Here is an 18485-nt window from a genome sequence, read left to right as displayed (position 1 = left end):
AGCCTGCCGGGGAGCGGTCGTCAGCGGGCAGCTCGGGCACTACGGTAAGCGGCACGGGTGTGCCTTCCCGACCGACGTTGGCGCGTCGGCCTATCTCGAAACCATGATCAGATGATTCGGGAAGGTACACCCTTCCCGTCAGATCCACAGGTTTCGATCATTGGTCCGTCAGCGTGCCAGATACCGCTCAACGGCTTGTAGATGATGGGCTTGCCCAATTCTTTCGCCCAGTTGTAGGCGGCCTGCGGGTCGGACGTGATTAACGTGGTTGGTACGTTCAGCCCCACCTGGGGCGGCGACCTGGAGTTGCACGGGCTTGTACTCGCACCGCGCGGCGGCGACGGGATCGTTGACCCACAGGCAGTCGTTCTCCCCGAGGGCGATTAGCACGCCACCGAATCCCCGCCGGGCCTCACCGTACGCGAATGCCCTCTCCGGACTGGTCATGCGGTGGTCCATCTCGAATTGAGTCGGTCGCCGCCAGTAGACGGCTCCCACACAAGCGAGATCCACCACCTTCCCGCCGGGACCGCCGATAGTCCCGGCCCAGCGGTGGCTCCCGGTTGCGATGCCGGTGGCCATGGAGATCGTGGCTGGGAAGTGGGAGGTGTCGAGGGTGACGACGGGTGTGCCTCGACCAGCCAGTTCTGCGGCGACGCGGTCAGCGACGAGATCCGTATCGTCGGTGACGATCAGCACAGTGTGCGTCACTGGAATGTCCTTGGTCAGTCCGAGCCGACTTCTTCCGGGGCTGTCCCATCAGGCGAGGACGAGCTGGTCTTCTTCGTCGCTCCTTCGTGCTTGCCCGCGTGGATGGGCAGTGGGGCGAGGAAGCGCAGGCCCCAAGGCCGGGCGCCACTCGCGGGCGTGGCAGGAGCCGACAGGATGTGTCTCGTCGGAAGCATGGGGAACAGGTCCCCGATCCTGAAGATCAGCCCTCGCGATTCCCCGTCCGGGGGAGTGAGTGATCAGGTCGAGTTCTTCTCGGGTCTGAGTGCTCACGTGTCTGGGACCCTCCGTGGCAGCTAGCCGGTACTAGCGACGGGCGATGACGCGTTCACGCTACGTTACCGATGGGTTGATGGCCATACGAGTAGAGAGAACAGTTCCCAGCGAACGATTCCTGAATGCTGACGTTTGAGATAGCCGACACGCCCCCAAGGGAAGGGGTGACCGGGTGGACCCGCGAGGGTCCGCTCTAGGGTGCGGCGCCGAGCCTATCGGAGCACTATACGGCGATCATGTCGTCGAATTCGCCGTCTTTCGCGCTGCGCACGAAATCCCGGAACTCGGCCTTGTTGAAGTACAGCATGGGCCCGTCGGGGTCCTTGCTGTCGCGCAGCACGACCAACGGCCCTTGCTTGTGCAGGCCTGCATCAGCGGGTACGTCGGCCTCGTTGAGCTCAACACAGTTTCCATCGACGTTGCTGTACCTGGACTTGCGCCAGCCCTCGCGCGAGAGGTGCTTCCTCACACTCGCTCCTTCGCTTGCCCTACGTCAGAGGTTCTTCGCCGCCTCGACGAGCGTCTTGCGGCTTTTGTCCGGATCAAGAGCTTTGGCCCTCAAATGGTTAAACACCACGTTATACCGCTCTACGACATCAATTTCCTCCAGGTATCGGGCGTCTGCTTGACTCTCCAGATAGACCACATCGGGGCTCTCAGGAAACTCCATGATCACAAAGCTTCCATCCATAGCCGGATGCGAGCCAGCGGAGAACGGGAGGACCTGGAGCGTGATGTTCGGCCTTTGAGACGCCTCCACCAGGTGACGCAGCTGCGGTCCCATCGTCTCGGGCCCGCCGACCATCCTACGCAGACATGCCTCGTTGATGATCGACCACAGTCGCAACTCGTTGGCCGGGTCGTTCAGCCGTTCCTGACGAGCCAGGCGGAAGGCAACTTTCTGCTCGATCGCCTCCTCGGAGAAGGCAACCGGTGCCGCGCCTATGTTCGCCCGATAATAGGCGGCCGTTTGAAGCAGGCCGGGCACCAGTTCCGAGTCGTAGAGCCTCAGCTCCCTCGCGGCAGACTCCAAGCCGACGAAGGTCTCGAACCAGGGGCGAATAGCTTTCTTGTGACTCTGCCACCATCCGCGCTGACGGCCTTCCCGAGCCAGAGTCAGGAGAACCTCCCTTCGCTGCTCATCAGTCACTCCGTAGAGGTCGACCAGCAAAGACACGTCTCCGACTTTCGCCGCAGACTGCCCGCTCTCGATCTTCGTTATGGTGCTCGGGGCCACTCCTATGTGCTCCGCCGCCTGGTCGCGATTCAGGCCGGCGGCGATCCGCAGAGTCTTCAGTTCGGACCCAAGCCGTCTCCGGCGCACGGTCGGCGTCGCCCTGCTTGCCATGCTTTCACCTCAAATGCATACAGTTTGTGTTCCATGGGAACCGTACTTCTGGAACTGTTCCGAGGGAACGGCTTTACAGCAGCACTGTTGCAGGAGCACCATCGATGCCAAGGATTCCGCACTGGTACGGCTCTGACGACCTCAGTGGCGGAACCCGTACGAAAGATCCGTTTAGCGAAATCAGGGACCGGCGGAAGGGTCTTGCCGGGTCCACCACGCTCAACGTCCTCGTGAAGGACATGATCAGATTCCGGAGGGTGCGCTGATGAACAGGCGATTTCTCGCCGAACTGGTGTTTCCGGGAATGGCGAACTCGGTGCCGGTCGCTCGCCATTGCATCAAGGCCATCCTGGCGGCGGCCGGTCATCGGAACGTAACCGGCGTACAGCTCGTAGTCAGTGAACTGCTTGCGAACGCGCTGACGCACTCCGTTTCGGGCCTGCCCGGCGGCCTGATCACCGTGGGCGTCCGGGCGATCGGCGACAACCTGGCGCGCATCGACGTCACGGACAACGGAGGGGTGACCGCTCCCCACGTGCGCAAGCCCGGCGAACTGGACTGCTCGGGACGCGGCCTGCGGATCGTAGACGACACCGCACTCCGCTGGGGCACCGGCGACAACTCCCTCGGGGGAAGGCGGGTATGGGCGGAAGTGCTCACCACGGACGAGCCGCCAGTCGGCACCTCGGACGCGCGAGCCTGCATGGTGGAGATGTAATGGCGCCTCGCAAGTAGGCTGGAGGGGTGGATGGATCAGCCGAAGCGGCCAAGATTGCGAATACGCCAAGGCCAATCCCGGCGAGGTCATCCAGTATGTGAACGCGAAGGGCATCACGGGCCTGAGCCGCCGCGAGGCGTTGAAGAACCTGCCGGTCGCCACGCAGCGCGTGTCCATCGAACTCGCCGTCGAGCCATTTCACCGACCCGGTGAAGAATACTGGGCCTGTCGACGTGCACTGGGGGCCCGAGGACATCGTGAGGTCTGGCCGGTGCAGAGCGGTGGAGCCCCGTCCTGAGCCCGATCTTCGACTAGCGGCGATCGAGGCGGGATAGGACGGCGTCGGCCTCCGCCATGATGCGCTCGATCAGCTCCCCGCATGAGGGTAGATCGTCGATCACGCCCACGACCTGGCCCGACGCCATCACGCCCAGATCCGCCCGCCCCTCCACCATGGCCGCCCGCAGCAACACCGGCGTGTTCGCCGCCTGCAGCACTTGGGCCCAGGTCAGCTCCCGCCCGCGCCGCATCCGGCGGCCCTCGCGGATCAGCGCCGCCCACGACAACCCGGACAGCCGCTTGAACCTGGCCCCGTTCACCACGGCCCTGGCCAGACGGGAGCGTTCGAGGGAGGCCACGAACGGCGTGCTCAGCACCCGATGCGGCACCCCGTCCACCTTGGTCGTCACCACGGTCTCCCGCGCCGCCAGGTAGACCTTCTTCACCTCGTCGGGCACCGGCGAGTCGCTGGTCAGCAGGAACCGGGTGCCCATGGCGATCCCGCAGGCCCCGTACGCCAGCGCCGCCACCAGCCCCCGCCCGTCGAAGAAGCCGCCGGCCGCGATCACCGGGATGTCCACCGCGTCCACCACCTGGGGGAGCAGCAGGGTGGTGGCGACCGGGCCGGTGTGGCCGCCGCCCTCGCCACCCTGCACGATGACCGCGTCCACGCCCCATGCGGCCACCTTCTCCGCATGCCGGCGAGCTCCCACGGAGGGGATCGTCACCACCCCGGCGTCCTTGAGGCGGGCGATCAGGTCCCGCCTGGGCGCCTGGGCGAACGACGCCACCCGCACGCCCTCCCGCACCATCACCTCGACCCGCTCGGCCGCGTCGTCGGCGTCGGAGCGGATGTTGACCCCGAACGGTGCGTCCGTGCGCTCCTTCACCCGCCGGATGGCCTCGGTCATCTCGGCGACCGACATGGTGGCGGCGCCGATCACCCCCAGACCGCCGGCCTGCGAGGCGGCCGCCGCCAGCCGCGCGCCCGCGACGTACCCCATTCCGGTCTGCACGATCGGATACCGGCAGCCGACCAGGGACGTCAGCGCGGTCCTCACGCCGCCGCCTCGCGGTCGCGGCTCCGGGAGGGGTCGAGCAGGTCCAGGATCCGCAGTTCCTCGGGCTCCGGCTCCCGCGTCACGGGGACATCCGCGTCGATCACGAGGTCGAAGCCGGTCGCCGCCACCACGTCGTCGACCGTGACCCCCGGATGCACGGACGCGAGCCGCATCGACCCGTCAGGGGTGCGGAAGTCCAGCACGGCCAGGTTCGTCACGACGCGGCGCAGCTCGAAGGCCCCGCGGTCGGTCCCGAGGCCGCTCACCATGTCCACCTTCGGGACGAAGACCCGAGGGCTGTGACGGGGGATCCAGTAGCTCGTCGGGTCGCACCGGGTGTTCCCGGGCGCGCCTCGCACTCCCAGCAACTGCGTCTTGGGCTGGGCCCAGTCGCCGATGCAGGAGATGTTCGTGTTGCCGTACCGGTCGATCTGGCTCGCGCCGAGCATGACGTGCCGCCGCCCGTTCAGCACCAACCACAGGTGCTCCCTGAACGGCAGCCAGCCTTCGACCACCTCGGGCGCGCGGCCCAGCGCGGGCACGTCCCCCGTGAGCAGGCAGACGCCGTCGTTCGTGAGCAGGTCAGGCTCGAACGTCAGCCGCGCCAGCCGCGCCCCCAGCACCGTGACCGCCCCGCCGATCCCGGCCGCCAGGATCTCCCCGTCACCCCTGAACGCCTCCGCGCACGCCACCACGCAGACATCAGCCCTGCTGCTCATCGACACCCGTCTCCACGTAACGCCGCTGCCGCTCCTCATCGCGCCCGTAGTCCGGCTCGCACGAGGTGAACCCGGCCCCGCCGGGCGCCTCCACCACGCCCGTCACCATCGACCGGCTGATCAGCAGCGACTGCACCGGCCCTTCCTTCAGCAGGTCGGCGGTGTCCACGAGGCGTTCGCACGAGACGTAGCAGCGCGCCGCCGCCTTGGCGTAGAGGTCGTCGAAGTACGGGTCCGGCCCCAGGTATTGGGCGTTGCCCCGGGAGTCGGCCCGGTTCATGTGCACCAGGGCCACGTCCATGGTCAGCCCCGGGACCGCGACCAGCTCCTCCCTGTCCTCGTACGGCGACCGCACCGTCCGCAGCTCCGGGTTGACCCGCATCACGTCCGACCCCATCCCCGCCCGCGTCGGCAGGAACGGCAGCCGGTGCGCCGCGGCCAGCAGCCCGAACATGAACATCCCCTCGTCGTACTCGGCGAACTCGATCTCCCCCGCCTGCCTGGCCCGCCGGAAATAGGGCTCGAGCGGGATGGTGTCGAGCGTGACGAACGGGGCCACGACCTTGCGCACCTTCCCGGCCGCGCACAACATGCCGACGTCCGGGCCGCCGTAGGAGACGATCGTGAGATCACGGACGGGGGAGCGGAGGATCGCCGACACCAGGGCCATGGGCTTGCGCCGCGAGCCCCAGCCGCCGATCCCGACCGTCATCCCGCTCTCCAGCGCGCCCGCGACCTGCTCGGCGGACATCACCTTGTTGTCGCGAACCGCCGTCACGTGAATCGCTCCCTGTGCCGGTCGCCCGCCCCCATGAGGTTCAGCTCGAAGGTGAAGCCCTGCTCGAAGCGGTAGCTGCGCTTGACGTCCACGGGGTCGATGCCGTTGAGCGACTCCTTGGCGCGCCGGATGACGTACGGGTCCTTGGCGGCGATCTGCCCGGCCACCTCCATCGCCACGTCCCGCAGCTTGTCGCGGGGCACGACCTCCAGCACCGACCCGAACGCGTGCAACTCGGCCGCGGAAACATTTCTGCAGGTGTAGACCATGGCCCGCATCAGGTGCTGCGGCACCAGCCTGGCCAGATGCGTGGCCGCGCCCAGCGCGCCCCGGTCCACCTCGGGCAGCCCGAAGTAGGCGTCGTCGGCGGCCACCACGATGTCGGCGTTCCCGGCCAGCCCGACGCCGCCGCCCAGGCAGTGCCCGTGCACCGCCGCCACGACCGGCACCGCGCACTCATAGACGGCCGCGAACGCCGCGTAGCAGGCCCGGTTGACCGCGACCAGGGCCCCGTAGCCCTCGGCGTCCCGCAGTTCCTTGATGTCGACCCCGGCGTTGAACCCGCGGCCCTCGGCCCGCAACACGACCACCCTGGTCCCCGGGTCGTCCCCGGCCGTCCGCACGGCCTCGGCCAGCTCCTCCCAGCCCCGCACGGCCAACGCGTTCACCGGCGGCACGTCGACGACGACCTCGGCGATCGGCCCGGCCCGCAGCGTGATCCCCATCTCGCTCCCTGGTTCACCTAACGCTTGCTTGGTACGTTAGCATCCGTGACCCTGACTTACGACTACTCGGGCAAGTCGGTCCTGGTGACGGGCGGGACCAAGGGCATCGGCGCGGGCATCGCGCGGGCCTTCCATGAGGCGGGAGCCGAGGTGACCGTCTGTGCCCGCACGCCGCCCCCGGGCAAGGAGTTCCGGTTCGTACGGGCGGACGTGCGGGTCCCCGAGGACGTCGAGCGGCTCGTGGCCGGGTTCGACCGGCTCGACGTGGTGGTCAACAACGCGGGCGGCTCGCCGTACGCGCCGCTGGAAGGCACCTCGCCGCGCCTGCACGCCCGCGTCATCGAGCTCAACCTGACGGCCCCGCTGCTGGTCGCGCAGTACGCCTACCCGCTGCTCGCCGCCTCCCGCGGGGCCATCGTGATGATCGGCAGCTCCAGCGGCGCCCGTCCCTCGCCCGGCACCTCCGCGTACGGCGCCGCCAAGGCCGGACTCCACCACCTGGCCCGCTGCCTGGCCGCCGAGTGGGCTCCCGACGTGCGGGTCAACACGGTCGTCGTGGGCCTGGCCGCCACCGAGAGCGCGGCGGGCCACTACGGCGAGCACGGGGACGGCCGGATGGGCGAGGCGATCCCGGCCGGTCGGCCGGCCACGCCCGAGGACGTGGCCGGCGCGTGCCTGTGGTTGGCCGCGCCCGCCTATGTGACGGGCGCGGAGGTACGGGTGGACGGCGGCGGCGAGATCCCCTACTGGCGCCACCTGGCCGGTGACCTCACGGGCTGAGCGACCAGGCGTGGAAGATCGTCGTGTGCCGGAACGACGAGGCGGTGCCGTCGAACCCGTACGTCCCCCGCCACGACAGCGGATCCTGCTGCTCTCCCACCACGGTGATGGTGCTGGCGCAGCTGCCCTGGCCCTTCCTGGTGGCGTTCAGCAGGAGCTGCTCACCCAGGTGGCCGCTGGTGACGGCCCACGGCGCGCCGCAGATCCCCGACTTGATGGTGCCGCTGACGACCTGGAACGGGTAGGTGTTCGGGTCGATCTCGAGGTCGATGACGAAGATCGCCGACCCGTTGCGCAGCTCCACGTAGGCGTTGATGGTGGCGCTCTTCTGCGCGGCGACGGACTCCGCGAAGGACTTGGCCTGCCCTCCGGTGGCGTCGTAAAAGGCCCGGTCGGGCGCCTTGGTTGACTGAGGCATGGTGCTTCTCTCCTCCGATGCCGCACCGCTGCGGCGTCTCAGCGGGTTACGCCAGCGTCTCGGCGATCTCGACGCGGAGCAGGCTACGGACGTGCTCGATGTGGTTGACGATGGTGACCTGGACCGACCCGGCGAAAAGCAGGCCCATGGCGACGTTGTCCAGGCTCGTGACGAGGGAGCCCGAGTCGCCGCCCGCCGACATCGCGGTCGTGACGATCTGGTCGCGGAAGCGGCCGATGCCGAACCCGTAGCTCACGTCGATCGTGGCGTCCACCGCGATGATGCGGCCCAGCGTCAGGTTCGTCGTCCGCCCGGTCTTCTTCACCAGGTCGCCGACGGACACGTTGGCCTTGCGGCGCCAGCCTCTGGGCGCGCCGTTGAAGTAGGTCTGCCTGGTGGCCTCCTGGAACTGCACCTCGCCGATCGCGGCGTCCACGATGTTGTTGTGGCTCGTCAGCGGGATGGCCGGGGTGAGGTCGATCGGGATGAACCTGGACAGGACGGCGATCCGGTCCTGCGGATCGACGCCGCCGTCGAAGCGGCCAGGCTGCACGATCGCGCTGCCCACGGGGGCGCGGTTGGAGTCGGCCAGGACGTGGTTGTTGCTGAGCACGTAGAACCGGGAGGGGATGCCCAGCCCGGGTGCGGGCGGGTCGATGGTGGCGCCGGGCAGGAAGTCGTAGACGACGCTGCCCATCGTGCCCGCCGTGACCTGCACGTTGCCGATGGAGAAGCCGGACGGGCAGGGCCGCATGCGCCGGGTGAGCACCTGTACGCCGGTGTCGGCCGGCGCGCCGTCGCCGCGCGGGATCGCGGGAGCGGGCGCGCCCATGAACTGGGCAGCGGGGGCGCTCACCGCCTGGGGAGAGCCCATCAGCCGCTCGGCGACGACGTGGCCCACCCTGACCACGTCGACGGTCGTCCCGTCGTCCATGCGCCGGGGCAGCAGGTCCTGCTCCCTGAGCATGGTGGGCGGGAGTTTCTGCGACACGAAGACGAGCAGCGCCGGCTCGCCGGTCGGCTCCCCGTGCGTCCACTTGACGCCCTGGCCGAACCCCACGACATTGCTCGGCCGCGTCGCAGGATCCATCAGTGTGTGGGCAGCCTGCTCCTTGGCGGCGTCGGACAGGCGATAGCCCTGGGATCCGCGCATCAGTTCCGGCTGGCTCACGCCAACCACCTCCTACCTGGAAGGAGTTCCGGGTGCGGTGATGCTCACTGGGCCGTGGGGGTCCCGATCTCCATGACCTTGACGGGTACGCCGTCGAGCTCGGCCGGGATTCCCGACGAGACCATGTGGGTCACGTAGACGACGATCACGTCCTCGTCCGCGTCGCCCTTACCGGTGGAGACGCCGGTGACGTTGGGGATGGCGAGGAGCTCGTCCTCGTGCCGTCTTCTGATCTCATGCACGTCCATCCAGGGCCCTCCGCTGAGATCTACCGCCTTTGGAGCGTAGATGTCCGGCGTACCCGCAGACTCAGGGTGCCTCCTAGGGAAAACCCCAGCTTTCGCCCGCCCCTTGGTCAGGGGGTGGTCCCTGGGCGTGCTCAGCGCATGGCGGACCGGGCGGTGGGACGCAGGCGGAGCCGCTGCGGGGCCACGGTCAGGCGCGCCTTCAGCATCGGCAGCTCCACCACCCGCTCCTCCTCCGGCGTGTCGAAGCGGGTGAACCACACGAACACCGTCTCCCCAGTACGGACCGGCAGGCGCGGAAAGGTGTTCTCCGCGTGCTCGGTCTCGAACCGGGCCACCACCGGCACCCCGGCCTCGGCCAGCACCGGAGCGACCTCCGAGTCGAAGAAGCCGGCGAAGCCGTCCTCGACGTGGCAGATCGTGGCCACGTACATCGACGGCGGGAGCTCGGCCGCGCCGACCGGCGGCCGCTCCCATGCGGGCGGCTCCGCGAGGGCGCGCAGGAGCAGCACGTCGTCGGAGTCGATCATCGTGGCGTTGGCCGCGTCGCGGTTGGCCTGCCACACGGGCCCGCCGTAGAAGGCCTCCAGCGCCGCCTTCCTGGCCGGCATGTCAGGGAAGGCACGCAGCCAGGGGAACGTGTCGGGCGCGTCCGGGTTGCGGAAGGTCCCGGCGACCCGCATGCCCGCCGCCTCCTGCGTCTCGACGAACTCCCGCTCGAACAGCTCGATGAGCGTGTCGCGCCGCCCCGGGCGCAATGTGTACTGCCGCAGCTCGTAGATCATGCGGGGACGATAGGCCAAGGTCGCTGACATCCTGCGTCAGCGTATGCGCCGAACAATATTCTGATTACTTTGAGCTATCAATTGACAACGTAGAGTTATAGGCTCGCATCGACCTTGATCTCCAAGGGCCAAGGAAAGGTCAAAGGCCCTGAGGGCGAAGGAGCAGAAGTGATCCGAAGAGTGTGCGCCGCCGCGGCCATGGTGGCAGCGGTCGCGAGTGGCGCGCTCCCCGCTGTCCCCGCGCGCGCTGACGGCTGGTCCGACCGTTGTGGCGACCGTTCCTGGTCCTACAACTGGAGCGGCAGCAGCGGCTCGTCCCAGTCGGGAAACAACTTCGGCGACGTCTCGGCCGCCAACCGCGGTGAGGGCGCCTCGACCAACGTCAACAACGTCAACGGCATCGCCTCGACCGCCACGCACGGCGGCATCACGGTGACATACATCTTCGGCTGACCGAAAGGACATCGACATGGTGAAGAAGCTCTGCGCGACCGGCCTCATCGCCGCGGCCGCGGCCGGCGCCGGGCTCCTGCCCGCCGCCGCGTACGCGGACGTCAACGCCGGCAACTCCAGCTCCAACAGGTCCTCGTCCCAGTCCGGAAACAACTTCGGCAACGTCGTCAACGTCAACGTGAACGGCCAGGGCGCGAGCAGTGTCAACAACGTCAACGGCGACGCCGTCACGGCGAGCTACGGCAGCCGCGCGAGCATCGACGACATCGTCGACTGATTGGTCCTCGAGCCCCCTCCGGCGAGCCAGGCCGGGATCCCGGCCTGGCTCGCACCCTCCGCGCTAGCCCTGGTCCTTCACCCAGAGCCGCAGCAGCCCCCTGAAGTGCTCGACGAACCTGTCGTGCTCGTGTGCCGGATACGTGGCCTTCACCGTGTCCACCAGCAGCCGGTCGAACTCCGGCGCGGCCACCCACTCCAGCACCACCTCGTCGAGGTGCCCGAGATGGGTCCGGCAGAACTCGTGGTAACGCTCGGTGTCGAAATAGCGGTCCGCCAGCCTCCGATACTCCGCCAGCCGTTCCTCGTACGTCCCGGTCACCGCGAAGTAGTCGTGCGTCTCCAGATCGATCCGCGGCCTGCGCCGGGTGGCCACGCAGAACACACACCACTTCACCAGCGTCTTGATCGCCCAGGGGAAGTAGTAGTGCAGGCTCGTCAGCGCCACGTCGGGGCAGGCGTTGGCGTAGTCGATGGGGTGCACGTCCGAGCCCTTGACCAGGGTCTCGCAGGAGTTGAACTCCCACCGGAAGAACGCGTTGACGAGCTTCCCGATCGTCACGACCTCCTCGCCGGCGGCCGGTGACAGGAACTCGTGGTCGACGGCGTACCGCGCGTGCATCGGCTCCTCGGGCCTGAAGCGCATCACCATCGTCTCGGGCCCGATCGACAGCGACCTGGCGAACGCGTCGTACCCCTGGATGGCCTGCTGGAGGTGCATGAGCATCTCGCCGCTGGCGTCGTAGGCCCGGTGCAGCTCGTCCCGGTCGCGCACCAGGGACACGCCGCGCCAGGCGCCGCCGTCGTACGGCTTCATGAACAGTGGGTAGCCGATCCGCTCGGCCACCTCGTCCAGGTCGAAGGGCCGGTTGTAGCGGGCCGCGGTGTAGGCGTACCTGGTGTTGTCGGGCGGGTTCTTGTACGGCACCAGCACCGTCTCCGGCACCTTCAGCCCGAGCCGCATCATCGCGCAGTAAGCGGCGTGCTTCTCCATCGACTGGAACGTGAACGGGCTGTTGAGCAGATAGACGTCGTCCATCATGGAGATCTTCTTGAGCCACTCGCGCGGGTGGTAATACCAGTACGCCAGCCGGTCGATCACCAGCGCGTGCCGTGGCTTCGCGCGCAGGTCGAACGGCTCGATCGTGACGCGCTCCACGTCGAACTCGCCCACCCCCTTGATCGGCCCGAGCCGCCGCAGCACGGTCTCGAACGCCGACGGCCAGTCCTCCTCGGTCCCCAGCAGCAGCCCGATCAGATGTCGCACGGGGGATTCCTCCGCTCCCGCCCGCGGCTCAGACGCCAGGAAGGCGGCCGTTGCGGAACAGATCGACGAACCGTTGGTGGTCTTCCCGGGCCTGTGCCCCATAACGGTGAGCAAAATCCACCAAAACCTCGATAAATCCGGACCTGTCGCCGTCGATCACCGCCATGATCGCCTCCTCCGTCGAGAAGTCGACGAGGTCGTGGCTGGACTCGTCGTCGGCCACCGAGTGCATGCGCGCCACCGCCCGCCCGAGGTCCCGCATGATCGAGCGCAGCTCGTCCGGCTCGTTCACGTCGTCCCAGTCCAGATCGGCGGAGTACGGCGACACCTCCGCCACGAGCTGCCCGACTCCGCCGAGCGTCGTGTAGCCCAGCCAGGGATCGGCGTAGGCCTGCAGCGCCCGCTGCGACTCCGCCGTGCGATGCCCCTGGTGCAGGAAGTAGGAGACCACCTTCTCGTCGGTCACGTGCCGCGCCACGGCCGGCACCGCCGCCTGCTTCATGTAGAGGATGACGTCGTTCTCCAGCGCCTGTGAGCGCCCTTCGAGCAGCAGGTTGTATGACGGCAGCCCCGCCGACCCGATGCCCACGCCCTTGCGCAGCGCCACGTCCTTGATCACGTGCTCGACCGGGTTCGCCTGCGTGGGCAGCGTGGTCAGGTATTCCTCGAATGCGGCCAGCACGGCGTCCCTGGTCGCCGCGTCCACCGCCGTCCGCCCTTCCATGAGCGCGAAGCGCCGGTCGTAGTCGTCGATCACGGTCTCCACGTCGAGCAGCGCCACCCGCGTGTTGAGCCGCGCCGTCTGCAGCACGTGGTGCAGCACGCCCGTGGTGGTGTCCAGGGTGAGCGAGCCGATCGCGTCGTCCCCGCCGGCCGCGATGCCGCCCAGCTCGTCCAGGTACGCCCTGGCGAAGTCGGTCACCAGCGCGCCGATCGTGTCGTCGGACAGCGCCTTGGCGTACCCGAGCAGCGCCACGCTGGCGGCGAAGCGCTTGAGGTCCCAGATGTAGGGCCCCACGTACGCCTCGTCGAAGTCGTTGACGTTGAAGACGAGCACCCCGGAGGCGCTCATGTACGTGCCGAAGTTCTCCGCGTGCAGGTCGCCGTGGATCCAGACGCGGCTGGTGGGGGCGTCGAGGTAGGCGTCGTCGGCGTATGTGCCGGTCATATCCGCGTAGAAGAGGGACGCGCTGCCGCGGTAGAAGGCGAAGGGGGAGGCCGCCATTTTCCGAAATTTCCGCCTAAATGCGGCGGGGTCTTGCTTGATCGACTCGCCGAACTCCGTCATGAGGACATCGAGCAGGAAGGAAGAGCGTGGGCCCATAATCCGGACAGTAGATCCGGAATCTCTTGCCGCCTAGCCTGATCTTTCCCTGACAGGGGCCGGTCAGGGGTGCTGGGAGGAGACCGAGACCACCTCGCCCGTCATGTACGAGGAGTAGTCGCTGGCCAGGAAGACGATCACGTTCGCCACCTCCCACGGCTCCGCCGACCGCCCGAACGCCTCCTTGGCCGCCAGCTCCGCCAGCAACTCCTCGCTGGTCACCTTCGCCAGGAACGGATGCACGGCCAGCGACGGCGCCACCGCGTTGACCCGCACGCCGTGCTCGGCCGCCTCCAGCGCCACGCACCTGGTCAGCGCCATCACCCCGGCCTTGGCGGCGGCGTAGTGGGCCTGCCCGCGCTGCGCCCGCCAGCCGATCACCGAGGCGTTGTTCACGATGACGCCGGAGCCCTGATCGATCATCTGGCGGAGCGCGGCCCGGGTGCAGCGCATGGTGCCGTTCAGGGTGACGTCGATGACCGCGTGCCACTGGTCGTCGGACATCTCGGCCAGCGGCGCCGTACCGCCGAGTCCGGCGTTGTTGATCACCACGTCGAGCCGGCCGTGCGCCTCGACCACCGCGTCGAAGAGCGCCAGCACTTGCGCCTCGGACGTCACGTCGCACGGGACGGCGAGTGGCTTGACACTGGTGAGCTCGGTCAGGGTATCGGCGGCGGCGGCCAGGCGGCGCTCGTGCCGGTCCGAGACCACGATCGTGGCGCCTTCCTCGGCGCACCGGCGGGCGGTCGCGTAGCCGATGCCGGCGCCGGCGGCCGCCGTCACCAGCGTCACCTTGCCGTCGAGCAGTCCGTGTGCCTTGGGGTACGCCGGGGTCATCGCCTCTCCCTCACCGTGGCAGTCCCAGGGTGCGCTCGGCGATGATGTTGCGCTGGATCTCGCTGGAACCGGCATAGATCGTGTCGGCCCGGCTGAACAGGTAGAGCCGCTGCAGGTCGTTGAGCTCGCCCACCAGCCCGGCCTTCCCCTGGACGGCCTGCGCCAGCTCGCCGAGCCGGCGATGCCACTCCGACCAGTAGAGCTTGGCGATCGACACCTCCGGCCCCGGGTCGGGGCGCACCATCCTGAGCGCGTTGAGCCGCATGATCTCCAGCTCCAGCCACGCCCGCACGAGGCGGTCACGCAGCACCGGGTCATCGGCCGCGCCGGTCCGCTTCGCCGTCTCGATCACCCTGGCCAGCTCGCGCCGGAAGCCGATCTGCTGCCCGAGCGTGGACGCGCCGCGCTCGTAGCCGAGCGTGGCCATCGCGACCCGCCAGCCGTCGCCGGGCGCGCCCAGCACGTTGTCCGCCGCCGTGCGCGCGCCGTCGAAGAACACCTCGTTGAACTCCGACGTCCCGGTCAGCTGCACGATCGGCCGCACGGTGACACCTGGCTGCCGCATGGGCACCAGCAGGTACGACAGCCCGCGGTGCCGCTGCGAGCCCGGCTCGGTGCGGCACAAGACGAAACACCAGTCGGCCACGTGAGCCAGCGAGGTCCACACCTTCTGGCCGGTGATCACCCAGCAGTCGTCTTCCAGATGTGCCTTGGTCTGGACGCCGGCCAGGTCGGAGCCGGCCTCGGGCTCGGAGTACCCCTGGCACCACAGCTCCTCGCCCCGCTGGATCGGCGGCAGGAACCGGGCCTTCTGCTCGTCGGTGCCGAAGTCGAGAATGGTGGGCCCGATCAGGCCCTCGCCGATGTGGCCGACCCGCGCGGGGGCATCGGCCCTGGCGTACTCCTCGTAGAAGGCGACCTGGTCCTCCAGCGAGGCGGCGCGCCCGCCGTACCGCTCCGGCCAACCGAGGCAGGTCCAGCCGTTCTTGCCGAGATGGCGCTCCCAGGCCAGTCGCAGCTCGTGCCCTTCGTGCTCGCGCCCAGGGCCGCCGAGGCCCCTGGCCGGGGCGAACTCGCCGCTGAGCGCCTCCTCCAGCCAGCCCCTGGCTTCCTCGCGCAAGCCAGGGGTCTCGCCGAGCTCAGGAAGCGTCAACGAACCCCCCGTAGCCGCCGCGGAAGAACACCAGCGGCCCGCCCTCGGCGTGCGTGTCGAGCTGCAGCACCCGGGCCACCACGATCATGTGGTCGCCCGCCGCGTGCTCGGCCTCGACCGCGCAGTCGATCCAGGCCAGCGCGCCTTCGAGCACGGGGTTGCCGCCGGGGGAGCCGGTCCACTCCAGGCCCGCGAACTTGTCGCCGCCTCTGGTCGCCATCTGGGCGCACACCGCCTGCTGGTGCTCGGCCAGCACGTTCACCGTGACGATCTTCGCGCCGCGTACCCTGGGCCAGCTGGTGCTGGTGTGCGCCACGCAGAACGCCACGAGGGGCGGGTCGAGCGAGACCGAGGTGAAGGAGTTCGCGGCCAGGCCGCAGGGCTCGCCGTTCAGCGGATCGAGCGCCGTGATCGCCACCACGCCCGTCGCGAACCTGCCGAGCACCTGCCGGAAGCGCCGGCTGTCCAGATGGCCGTTGGCGCTTTGTGGGGAAGGGCCCGTCGGCATGGCAGCTCCGTTGCGAATCCTGCGCTGATGCGGCGCCGGAAGGCTGCGGCAGCCGTCCGGCGCGACGAGCCGGGCAGCGTGTGTGCTCATGGGTCCGCCTCCTAGTCGACCGGCTGCGCCCTATCTTACCAAGCGCTTGCTTGGACGCTAGGGGGGCCGGGGAAACATGTCAAGTCGAATGCCGCACAGGTTGGTGTCGTGCACGGTGCGGACCTGTGCCGCCGCACGTGCGTTGACATGGGCGAAATGCCCGGCATAGCGTTATCGATGTGGCCAAGCGCTTGCTTGATTTCCGGGACGTGACCGCGATCGCCGGCGTCGGATACACCCCCTTCACCAAGGACTCCGGCGTCAGCACCCTGACGCTGGCCTGCCGCGCCGTGCTGGCCGCCCTGGAGGACGCCGGACTGACGGCCGATGACGTGGACGGCCTGGCCACGCATCGCGTCGGCGACTCCGCCCCGCCCACCCTGGTCGGCCCGGCGCTCGGGCTGACGGACCTGGCCTGGCACCTGGACCAGTTCGGCGGCGGCAGCGTCTCCCACGCCGTGGTCGGCCAGGCCGCGCTGGCGGTCGCGGCCGGGCTGGCCGAGACGGTCGTCTGCTACCGGGCCATCAACGCCCGCTCCGAGTTCCGCATGGGCGGCACCGGCCGGGGGGTGCCGGCGAGCCCGGAGGTGCAGTACCAGGCGCCGTACGGGTACGTCGCGCCGCCGCAGCAGTACGCGATGTACGCCCGCGCCCACATGCTGAAGTACGGCACCAAGGCCGAGCACTTCGGGCACCTGGCGGTCACCCAGCGCGCCAACGCGGCCAAGAACCCGCGGGCGCTCATGCGTACGCCGATCACGCTGGACGACTACCTGGCCAGCCGGTGGATCGCCGAGCCCTTCCGCCTCCTGGACTGCTGCCTGGAGACCGACGGGGCCTGCGCCGTGGTCGTCACCACGGCGGAACGCGCCCGCTCGCTGCGCCGCCCGCCGGTGCTGATCTCGGCCGCGGCGTGGGGCGGCGGCACGTCCCACCTGTCGGCTCCTGACGCCGACCCGACCGTGACCGCGGCCGCCGTCCTGGCCCCGCGCCTGTACGCGCAGGCCGGGCTCGGCCCTGAGGACGTCGATGTGGCCGAGATCTACGACTGCTTCACGTACTCGGTGATCGTCCAGCTGGAGGACTACGGGTTCTGCGCCAAGGGCGAGGGCGGCCCGTACGTGGCCTCGGGCGCCACAGCCCTGGACGGCCCGCTGCCGGTCAACACCCACGGGGGTTTCCTGTCGGAAGGCTACGTCCACGGCGTCAACCACATCGCGGAGGCGGTTTCCCAGCTCAGGGGCGACGCGGGGGACCGCCAGGTGCCGGGCGCCGAGGTGGCGCTGTCCACGGCCCAGCCCGGCTACATCCTGCCGGCGACCTCCGCGCTGATCCTCAGGAGGTCGTGATGGCTTATCGGCCCGAGCCCGACCGGGACTCGCGGGAGTGGTGGGAGCGGATCGCCGGGCACGAGTTCGCCGTGCAGCGATGCGACACCTGCGGGACGACGCGTTTCCCAGCCAGGGCGTTCTGCCCGGCGTGCCGGAGCGAGGCGTGTCACTGGCAGGAAGTGGAGCCCGAGGGGCGGGTCGAGAGCTGGATCGTGAACCACCAGGCGTTCGTGCCAGGCCGGCGGCAGCCCTATGTGGTCGTGATGGTGCGGCTGGCGGCGGTGCCGGGATGCCTGGTGTACGGGAACTGGCACGGGGACCGGCCCCCCGAGCCGGGCGAGCGGGTGCGGGCGTCCTACGACCGGATCGACGAGACCTTGACGCTGGTGAACTGGACGCCGGCCGGGAGCCTGGATCCTCATCCACACCAGCGCACATCCTTCCGCTAGTCGACCTTGGTCCGGGAAATGGATTCGTACCCACGAACCCCATCAGTCCCACCATGGCGAAGCGGCCCCCAGTTCGGGCTCCGAGGGTTGATGATGAGGCAGTAGACGTCAACGCGGACGGCTGGATCTTGGCGGCGGACGTGAGCGGAATGGACTGGGTGACCGGCGTGGCCACGCGGCCATGGCTGACGATCATGCCTGCCGTCCAGACGTTCGTGCTCGCCGGGCCGCGGCCGCGCGGGCCGCCGGGCGGGCGGAAGAAGGAAGAGATCCATCGGCTGGTCCCTCGGAGGAAAGCGCGCCCTGGCGGGCGTGGGGGACCCGCCAGGACGCGCTTCCTGCCCCGTGAGCGGCGGCGCCAGGACTCCGGCGAGGGATGGAGTCCTAGGCCGTGTGATCGCACACGGAGTCGATGGGGGAGTGTGAAAGCTCCTGCTGCCGGTAACGTGCGGCGATGCGTTGAGCTGCACCAACCGGGTCATCAATGGGGTGCGTGACGGGGGCGCCACCCTCCTCGTTCCAGACAAAGGATCCGTCATTGCACCGCACGGTCAGCTCTGTCGACACCGATTGCATGGGCGTGCCATGCCGATTGCTCTGGTAGGTGTGGGTGAACCCCTGGCGCGTCAACGCGTAACGCAGTAAACGTGTTGCTTCACCAGGGTTATGCCAGGGCAGGTACGGCGTACCCGTGCGGACCGGCAACACTGGCCTTCACCCCCTCACCGGCCTTTAGATGGATTTGTACCAACGAATGGATGATGG

General features: G+C 68.9%; 22 protein-coding genes. 6 read left to right on the top strand and 16 right to left on the bottom strand.

Annotation, left to right across the window (positions count from 1 at the left end):
* Nucleotides 1-168 precede the first annotated feature (168 nt).
* The 3 genes from ACTWQA_RS02390 to ACTWQA_RS02380 all read right to left on the bottom strand — a co-directional run bounded on the left by ACTWQA_RS02390 (nt 169) and on the right by ACTWQA_RS02380 (nt 2353).
* Nucleotides 169-711 (bottom strand): MvdC/MvdD family ATP grasp protein, encoded by a 543-nt coding sequence (locus ACTWQA_RS02390; RefSeq protein ID WP_443157634.1) that lies wholly within the window; start codon nt 709-711, stop codon nt 169-171.
* Nucleotides 712-1228: 517 nt separating this feature from the next.
* Nucleotides 1229-1474: a DUF397 domain-containing protein gene (locus ACTWQA_RS02385; RefSeq protein ID WP_443157633.1), complete on the bottom strand. Its 246-nt coding sequence runs from the start codon at nt 1472-1474 to the stop codon at nt 1229-1231.
* Between the two features lie 24 nt (nt 1475-1498).
* Entirely contained in the window at nt 1499-2353 is an 855-nt protein-coding gene (locus ACTWQA_RS02380) for a helix-turn-helix domain-containing protein (protein ID WP_443157632.1), read from the bottom strand.
* Nucleotides 2354-2618: 265 nt separating this feature from the next.
* Here ACTWQA_RS02380 and ACTWQA_RS02375 point away from each other — a divergent pair, with 265 nt between their 5' ends.
* Nucleotides 2619-3071 carry an ATP-binding protein gene (locus tag ACTWQA_RS02375; protein WP_443157631.1) on the top strand — a complete coding sequence of 151 codons (453 nt, stop codon included), beginning with the start codon at nt 2619-2621 and terminating at the stop codon, nt 3069-3071.
* 311 nt (nt 3072-3382) lie between these two features.
* Here the strand turns inward: ACTWQA_RS02375 and ACTWQA_RS02370 are convergent, their stop codons facing one another.
* From ACTWQA_RS02370 to ACTWQA_RS02355, 4 genes are read right to left on the bottom strand one after another with little or no spacing between them, the layout of a single operon-like run.
* Nucleotides 3383-4411 (bottom strand): NAD(P)H-dependent flavin oxidoreductase, encoded by a 1029-nt coding sequence (locus tag ACTWQA_RS02370; RefSeq protein ID WP_443157630.1) that lies wholly within the window; start codon nt 4409-4411, stop codon nt 3383-3385.
* The gene (locus ACTWQA_RS02365; RefSeq protein ID WP_443157629.1) at nt 4408-5130 is read right to left on the bottom strand and encodes a CoA-transferase subunit beta; all 723 of its coding nucleotides are present in this window, start codon (nt 5128-5130) and stop codon (nt 4408-4410) included. Before ACTWQA_RS02365 ends, ACTWQA_RS02370 begins: the two co-directional genes overlap by 4 nt.
* Nucleotides 5114-5881 (bottom strand): CoA transferase subunit A, encoded by a 768-nt coding sequence (locus tag ACTWQA_RS02360; protein ID WP_443157653.1) that lies wholly within the window; start codon nt 5879-5881, stop codon nt 5114-5116. Before ACTWQA_RS02360 ends, ACTWQA_RS02365 begins: the two co-directional genes overlap by 17 nt.
* Before the next feature lie 23 nt (nt 5882-5904).
* Nucleotides 5905-6633, bottom strand: a complete 729-nt coding sequence (locus ACTWQA_RS02355) for an enoyl-CoA hydratase family protein (RefSeq protein WP_443157628.1) — start codon at nt 6631-6633, stop codon at nt 5905-5907.
* A 45-nt stretch (nt 6634-6678) separates the two neighbouring features.
* Here ACTWQA_RS02355 and ACTWQA_RS02350 point away from each other — a divergent pair, with 45 nt between their 5' ends.
* A complete protein-coding gene (locus ACTWQA_RS02350; RefSeq protein ID WP_443157627.1) occupies nt 6679-7413 on the top strand; it encodes an SDR family oxidoreductase in 735 nt (244 codons plus the stop codon).
* Here ACTWQA_RS02350 and ACTWQA_RS02345 read toward each other — a convergent pair.
* The 4 genes from ACTWQA_RS02345 to ACTWQA_RS02330 all read right to left on the bottom strand — a co-directional run bounded on the left by ACTWQA_RS02345 (nt 7403) and on the right by ACTWQA_RS02330 (nt 10032).
* Complete coding sequence (locus ACTWQA_RS02345) at nt 7403-7831, bottom strand: hypothetical protein (protein ID WP_443157626.1); 429 nt, start codon at nt 7829-7831, stop codon at nt 7403-7405. The genes ACTWQA_RS02350 and ACTWQA_RS02345 overlap by 11 nt on opposite strands.
* A gap of 46 nt (nt 7832-7877) precedes the next feature.
* The gene (locus ACTWQA_RS02340) at nt 7878-9002 is read right to left on the bottom strand and encodes a hypothetical protein (protein ID WP_443157625.1); all 1125 of its coding nucleotides are present in this window, start codon (nt 9000-9002) and stop codon (nt 7878-7880) included.
* Nucleotides 9003-9046: 44 nt separating this feature from the next.
* Nucleotides 9047-9250: a hypothetical protein gene (locus ACTWQA_RS02335; RefSeq protein ID WP_305923060.1), complete on the bottom strand. Its 204-nt coding sequence runs from the start codon at nt 9248-9250 to the stop codon at nt 9047-9049.
* 131 nt (nt 9251-9381) lie between these two features.
* Complete coding sequence (locus ACTWQA_RS02330) at nt 9382-10032, bottom strand: NIPSNAP family protein (RefSeq protein ID WP_443157624.1); 651 nt, start codon at nt 10030-10032, stop codon at nt 9382-9384.
* Nucleotides 10033-10200: 168 nt separating this feature from the next.
* On the opposite strand from ACTWQA_RS02330, the gene ACTWQA_RS02325 reads away from it, so the two are divergent.
* On the top strand, nt 10201-10485 hold the full coding sequence (locus ACTWQA_RS02325) for a hypothetical protein (protein WP_305923058.1): 285 nt from the start codon (nt 10201-10203) through the stop codon (nt 10483-10485).
* A 16-nt stretch (nt 10486-10501) separates the two neighbouring features.
* On the top strand, nt 10502-10762 hold the full coding sequence (locus tag ACTWQA_RS02320) for a hypothetical protein (RefSeq protein WP_443157623.1): 261 nt from the start codon (nt 10502-10504) through the stop codon (nt 10760-10762).
* A gap of 63 nt (nt 10763-10825) precedes the next feature.
* On the opposite strand, the gene ACTWQA_RS02315 is transcribed toward ACTWQA_RS02320, so the two are convergent.
* The 5 genes from ACTWQA_RS02315 to ACTWQA_RS02295 all read right to left on the bottom strand — a co-directional run bounded on the left by ACTWQA_RS02315 (nt 10826) and on the right by ACTWQA_RS02295 (nt 15850).
* Complete coding sequence (locus ACTWQA_RS02315) at nt 10826-12028, bottom strand: ATP-grasp domain-containing protein (RefSeq protein ID WP_443157622.1); 1203 nt, start codon at nt 12026-12028, stop codon at nt 10826-10828.
* Nucleotides 12029-12056: 28 nt separating this feature from the next.
* On the bottom strand, nt 12057-13352 hold the full coding sequence (locus ACTWQA_RS02310; RefSeq protein WP_443157621.1) for a DUF2252 domain-containing protein: 1296 nt from the start codon (nt 13350-13352) through the stop codon (nt 12057-12059).
* Between the two features lie 63 nt (nt 13353-13415).
* On the bottom strand, nt 13416-14189 hold the full coding sequence (locus ACTWQA_RS02305) for an SDR family oxidoreductase (protein ID WP_443157620.1): 774 nt from the start codon (nt 14187-14189) through the stop codon (nt 13416-13418).
* 10 nt (nt 14190-14199) lie between these two features.
* Nucleotides 14200-15342 carry an acyl-CoA dehydrogenase family protein gene (locus tag ACTWQA_RS02300; RefSeq protein ID WP_443157619.1) on the bottom strand — a complete coding sequence of 381 codons (1143 nt, stop codon included), beginning with the start codon at nt 15340-15342 and terminating at the stop codon, nt 14200-14202.
* Complete coding sequence (locus tag ACTWQA_RS02295; RefSeq protein ID WP_327591180.1) at nt 15329-15850, bottom strand: flavin reductase family protein; 522 nt, start codon at nt 15848-15850, stop codon at nt 15329-15331. Before ACTWQA_RS02295 ends, ACTWQA_RS02300 begins: the two co-directional genes overlap by 14 nt.
* 269 nt (nt 15851-16119) lie before the next feature.
* Between ACTWQA_RS02295 and ACTWQA_RS02290 the strand changes: the two genes are divergently transcribed.
* Both ACTWQA_RS02290 and ACTWQA_RS02285 read left to right on the top strand, forming a co-directional pair.
* Complete coding sequence (locus ACTWQA_RS02290) at nt 16120-17289, top strand: thiolase C-terminal domain-containing protein (RefSeq protein ID WP_443157618.1); 1170 nt, start codon at nt 16120-16122, stop codon at nt 17287-17289.
* Complete coding sequence (locus tag ACTWQA_RS02285) at nt 17289-17720, top strand: Zn-ribbon domain-containing OB-fold protein (RefSeq protein WP_443157617.1); 432 nt, start codon at nt 17289-17291, stop codon at nt 17718-17720. The genes ACTWQA_RS02290 and ACTWQA_RS02285 overlap by 1 nt, the downstream gene beginning before the upstream one ends.
* The last annotated feature ends 765 nt before the right edge of the window (nt 17721-18485 follow it).

The organism is Nonomuraea sp. 10N515B, assembly GCF_052245915.1.
GTDB lineage: Bacteria > Actinomycetota > Actinomycetes > Streptosporangiales > Streptosporangiaceae > Nonomuraea.
The sequence above is the reverse complement of the archived record's forward strand: the minus strand, read 5'-3'. Positions and strand labels throughout refer to the sequence as shown.

Bases quoted from the DNA above. Each gene is read 5' to 3' on its own strand.
- ACTWQA_RS02295 (WP_327591180.1), bottom strand. From the start codon at position 15,850: ATGCCGACGGGCCCTTCCCCACAAAGCGCCAACGGCCATCTGGACAGC.
- ACTWQA_RS02335 (WP_305923060.1), bottom strand. From the start codon at position 9,250: ATGGACGTGCATGAGATCAGAAGACGGCACGAGGACGAGCTCCTCGCC.
- ACTWQA_RS02320 (WP_443157623.1), top strand. From the start codon at position 10,502: ATGGTGAAGAAGCTCTGCGCGACCGGCCTCATCGCCGCGGCCGCGGCC.
- ACTWQA_RS02360 (WP_443157653.1), bottom strand. From the start codon at position 5,881: ATGTCCGCCGAGCAGGTCGCGGGCGCGCTGGAGAGCGGGATGACGGTC.
- ACTWQA_RS02355 (WP_443157628.1), bottom strand. From the start codon at position 6,633: ATGGGGATCACGCTGCGGGCCGGGCCGATCGCCGAGGTCGTCGTCGAC.
- ACTWQA_RS02285 (WP_443157617.1), top strand. From the start codon at position 17,289: ATGGCTTATCGGCCCGAGCCCGACCGGGACTCGCGGGAGTGGTGGGAG.
- ACTWQA_RS02345 (WP_443157626.1), bottom strand. From the start codon at position 7,831: ATGCCTCAGTCAACCAAGGCGCCCGACCGGGCCTTTTACGACGCCACC.
- ACTWQA_RS02375 (WP_443157631.1), top strand. From the start codon at position 2,619: ATGAACAGGCGATTTCTCGCCGAACTGGTGTTTCCGGGAATGGCGAAC.
- ACTWQA_RS02330 (WP_443157624.1), bottom strand. From the start codon at position 10,032: ATGATCTACGAGCTGCGGCAGTACACATTGCGCCCGGGGCGGCGCGAC.
- ACTWQA_RS02380 (WP_443157632.1), bottom strand. From the start codon at position 2,353: ATGGCAAGCAGGGCGACGCCGACCGTGCGCCGGAGACGGCTTGGGTCC.
- ACTWQA_RS02365 (WP_443157629.1), bottom strand. From the start codon at position 5,130: ATGAGCAGCAGGGCTGATGTCTGCGTGGTGGCGTGCGCGGAGGCGTTC.
- ACTWQA_RS02305 (WP_443157620.1), bottom strand. From the start codon at position 14,189: ATGACCCCGGCGTACCCCAAGGCACACGGACTGCTCGACGGCAAGGTG.
- ACTWQA_RS02310 (WP_443157621.1), bottom strand. From the start codon at position 13,352: ATGGGCCCACGCTCTTCCTTCCTGCTCGATGTCCTCATGACGGAGTTC.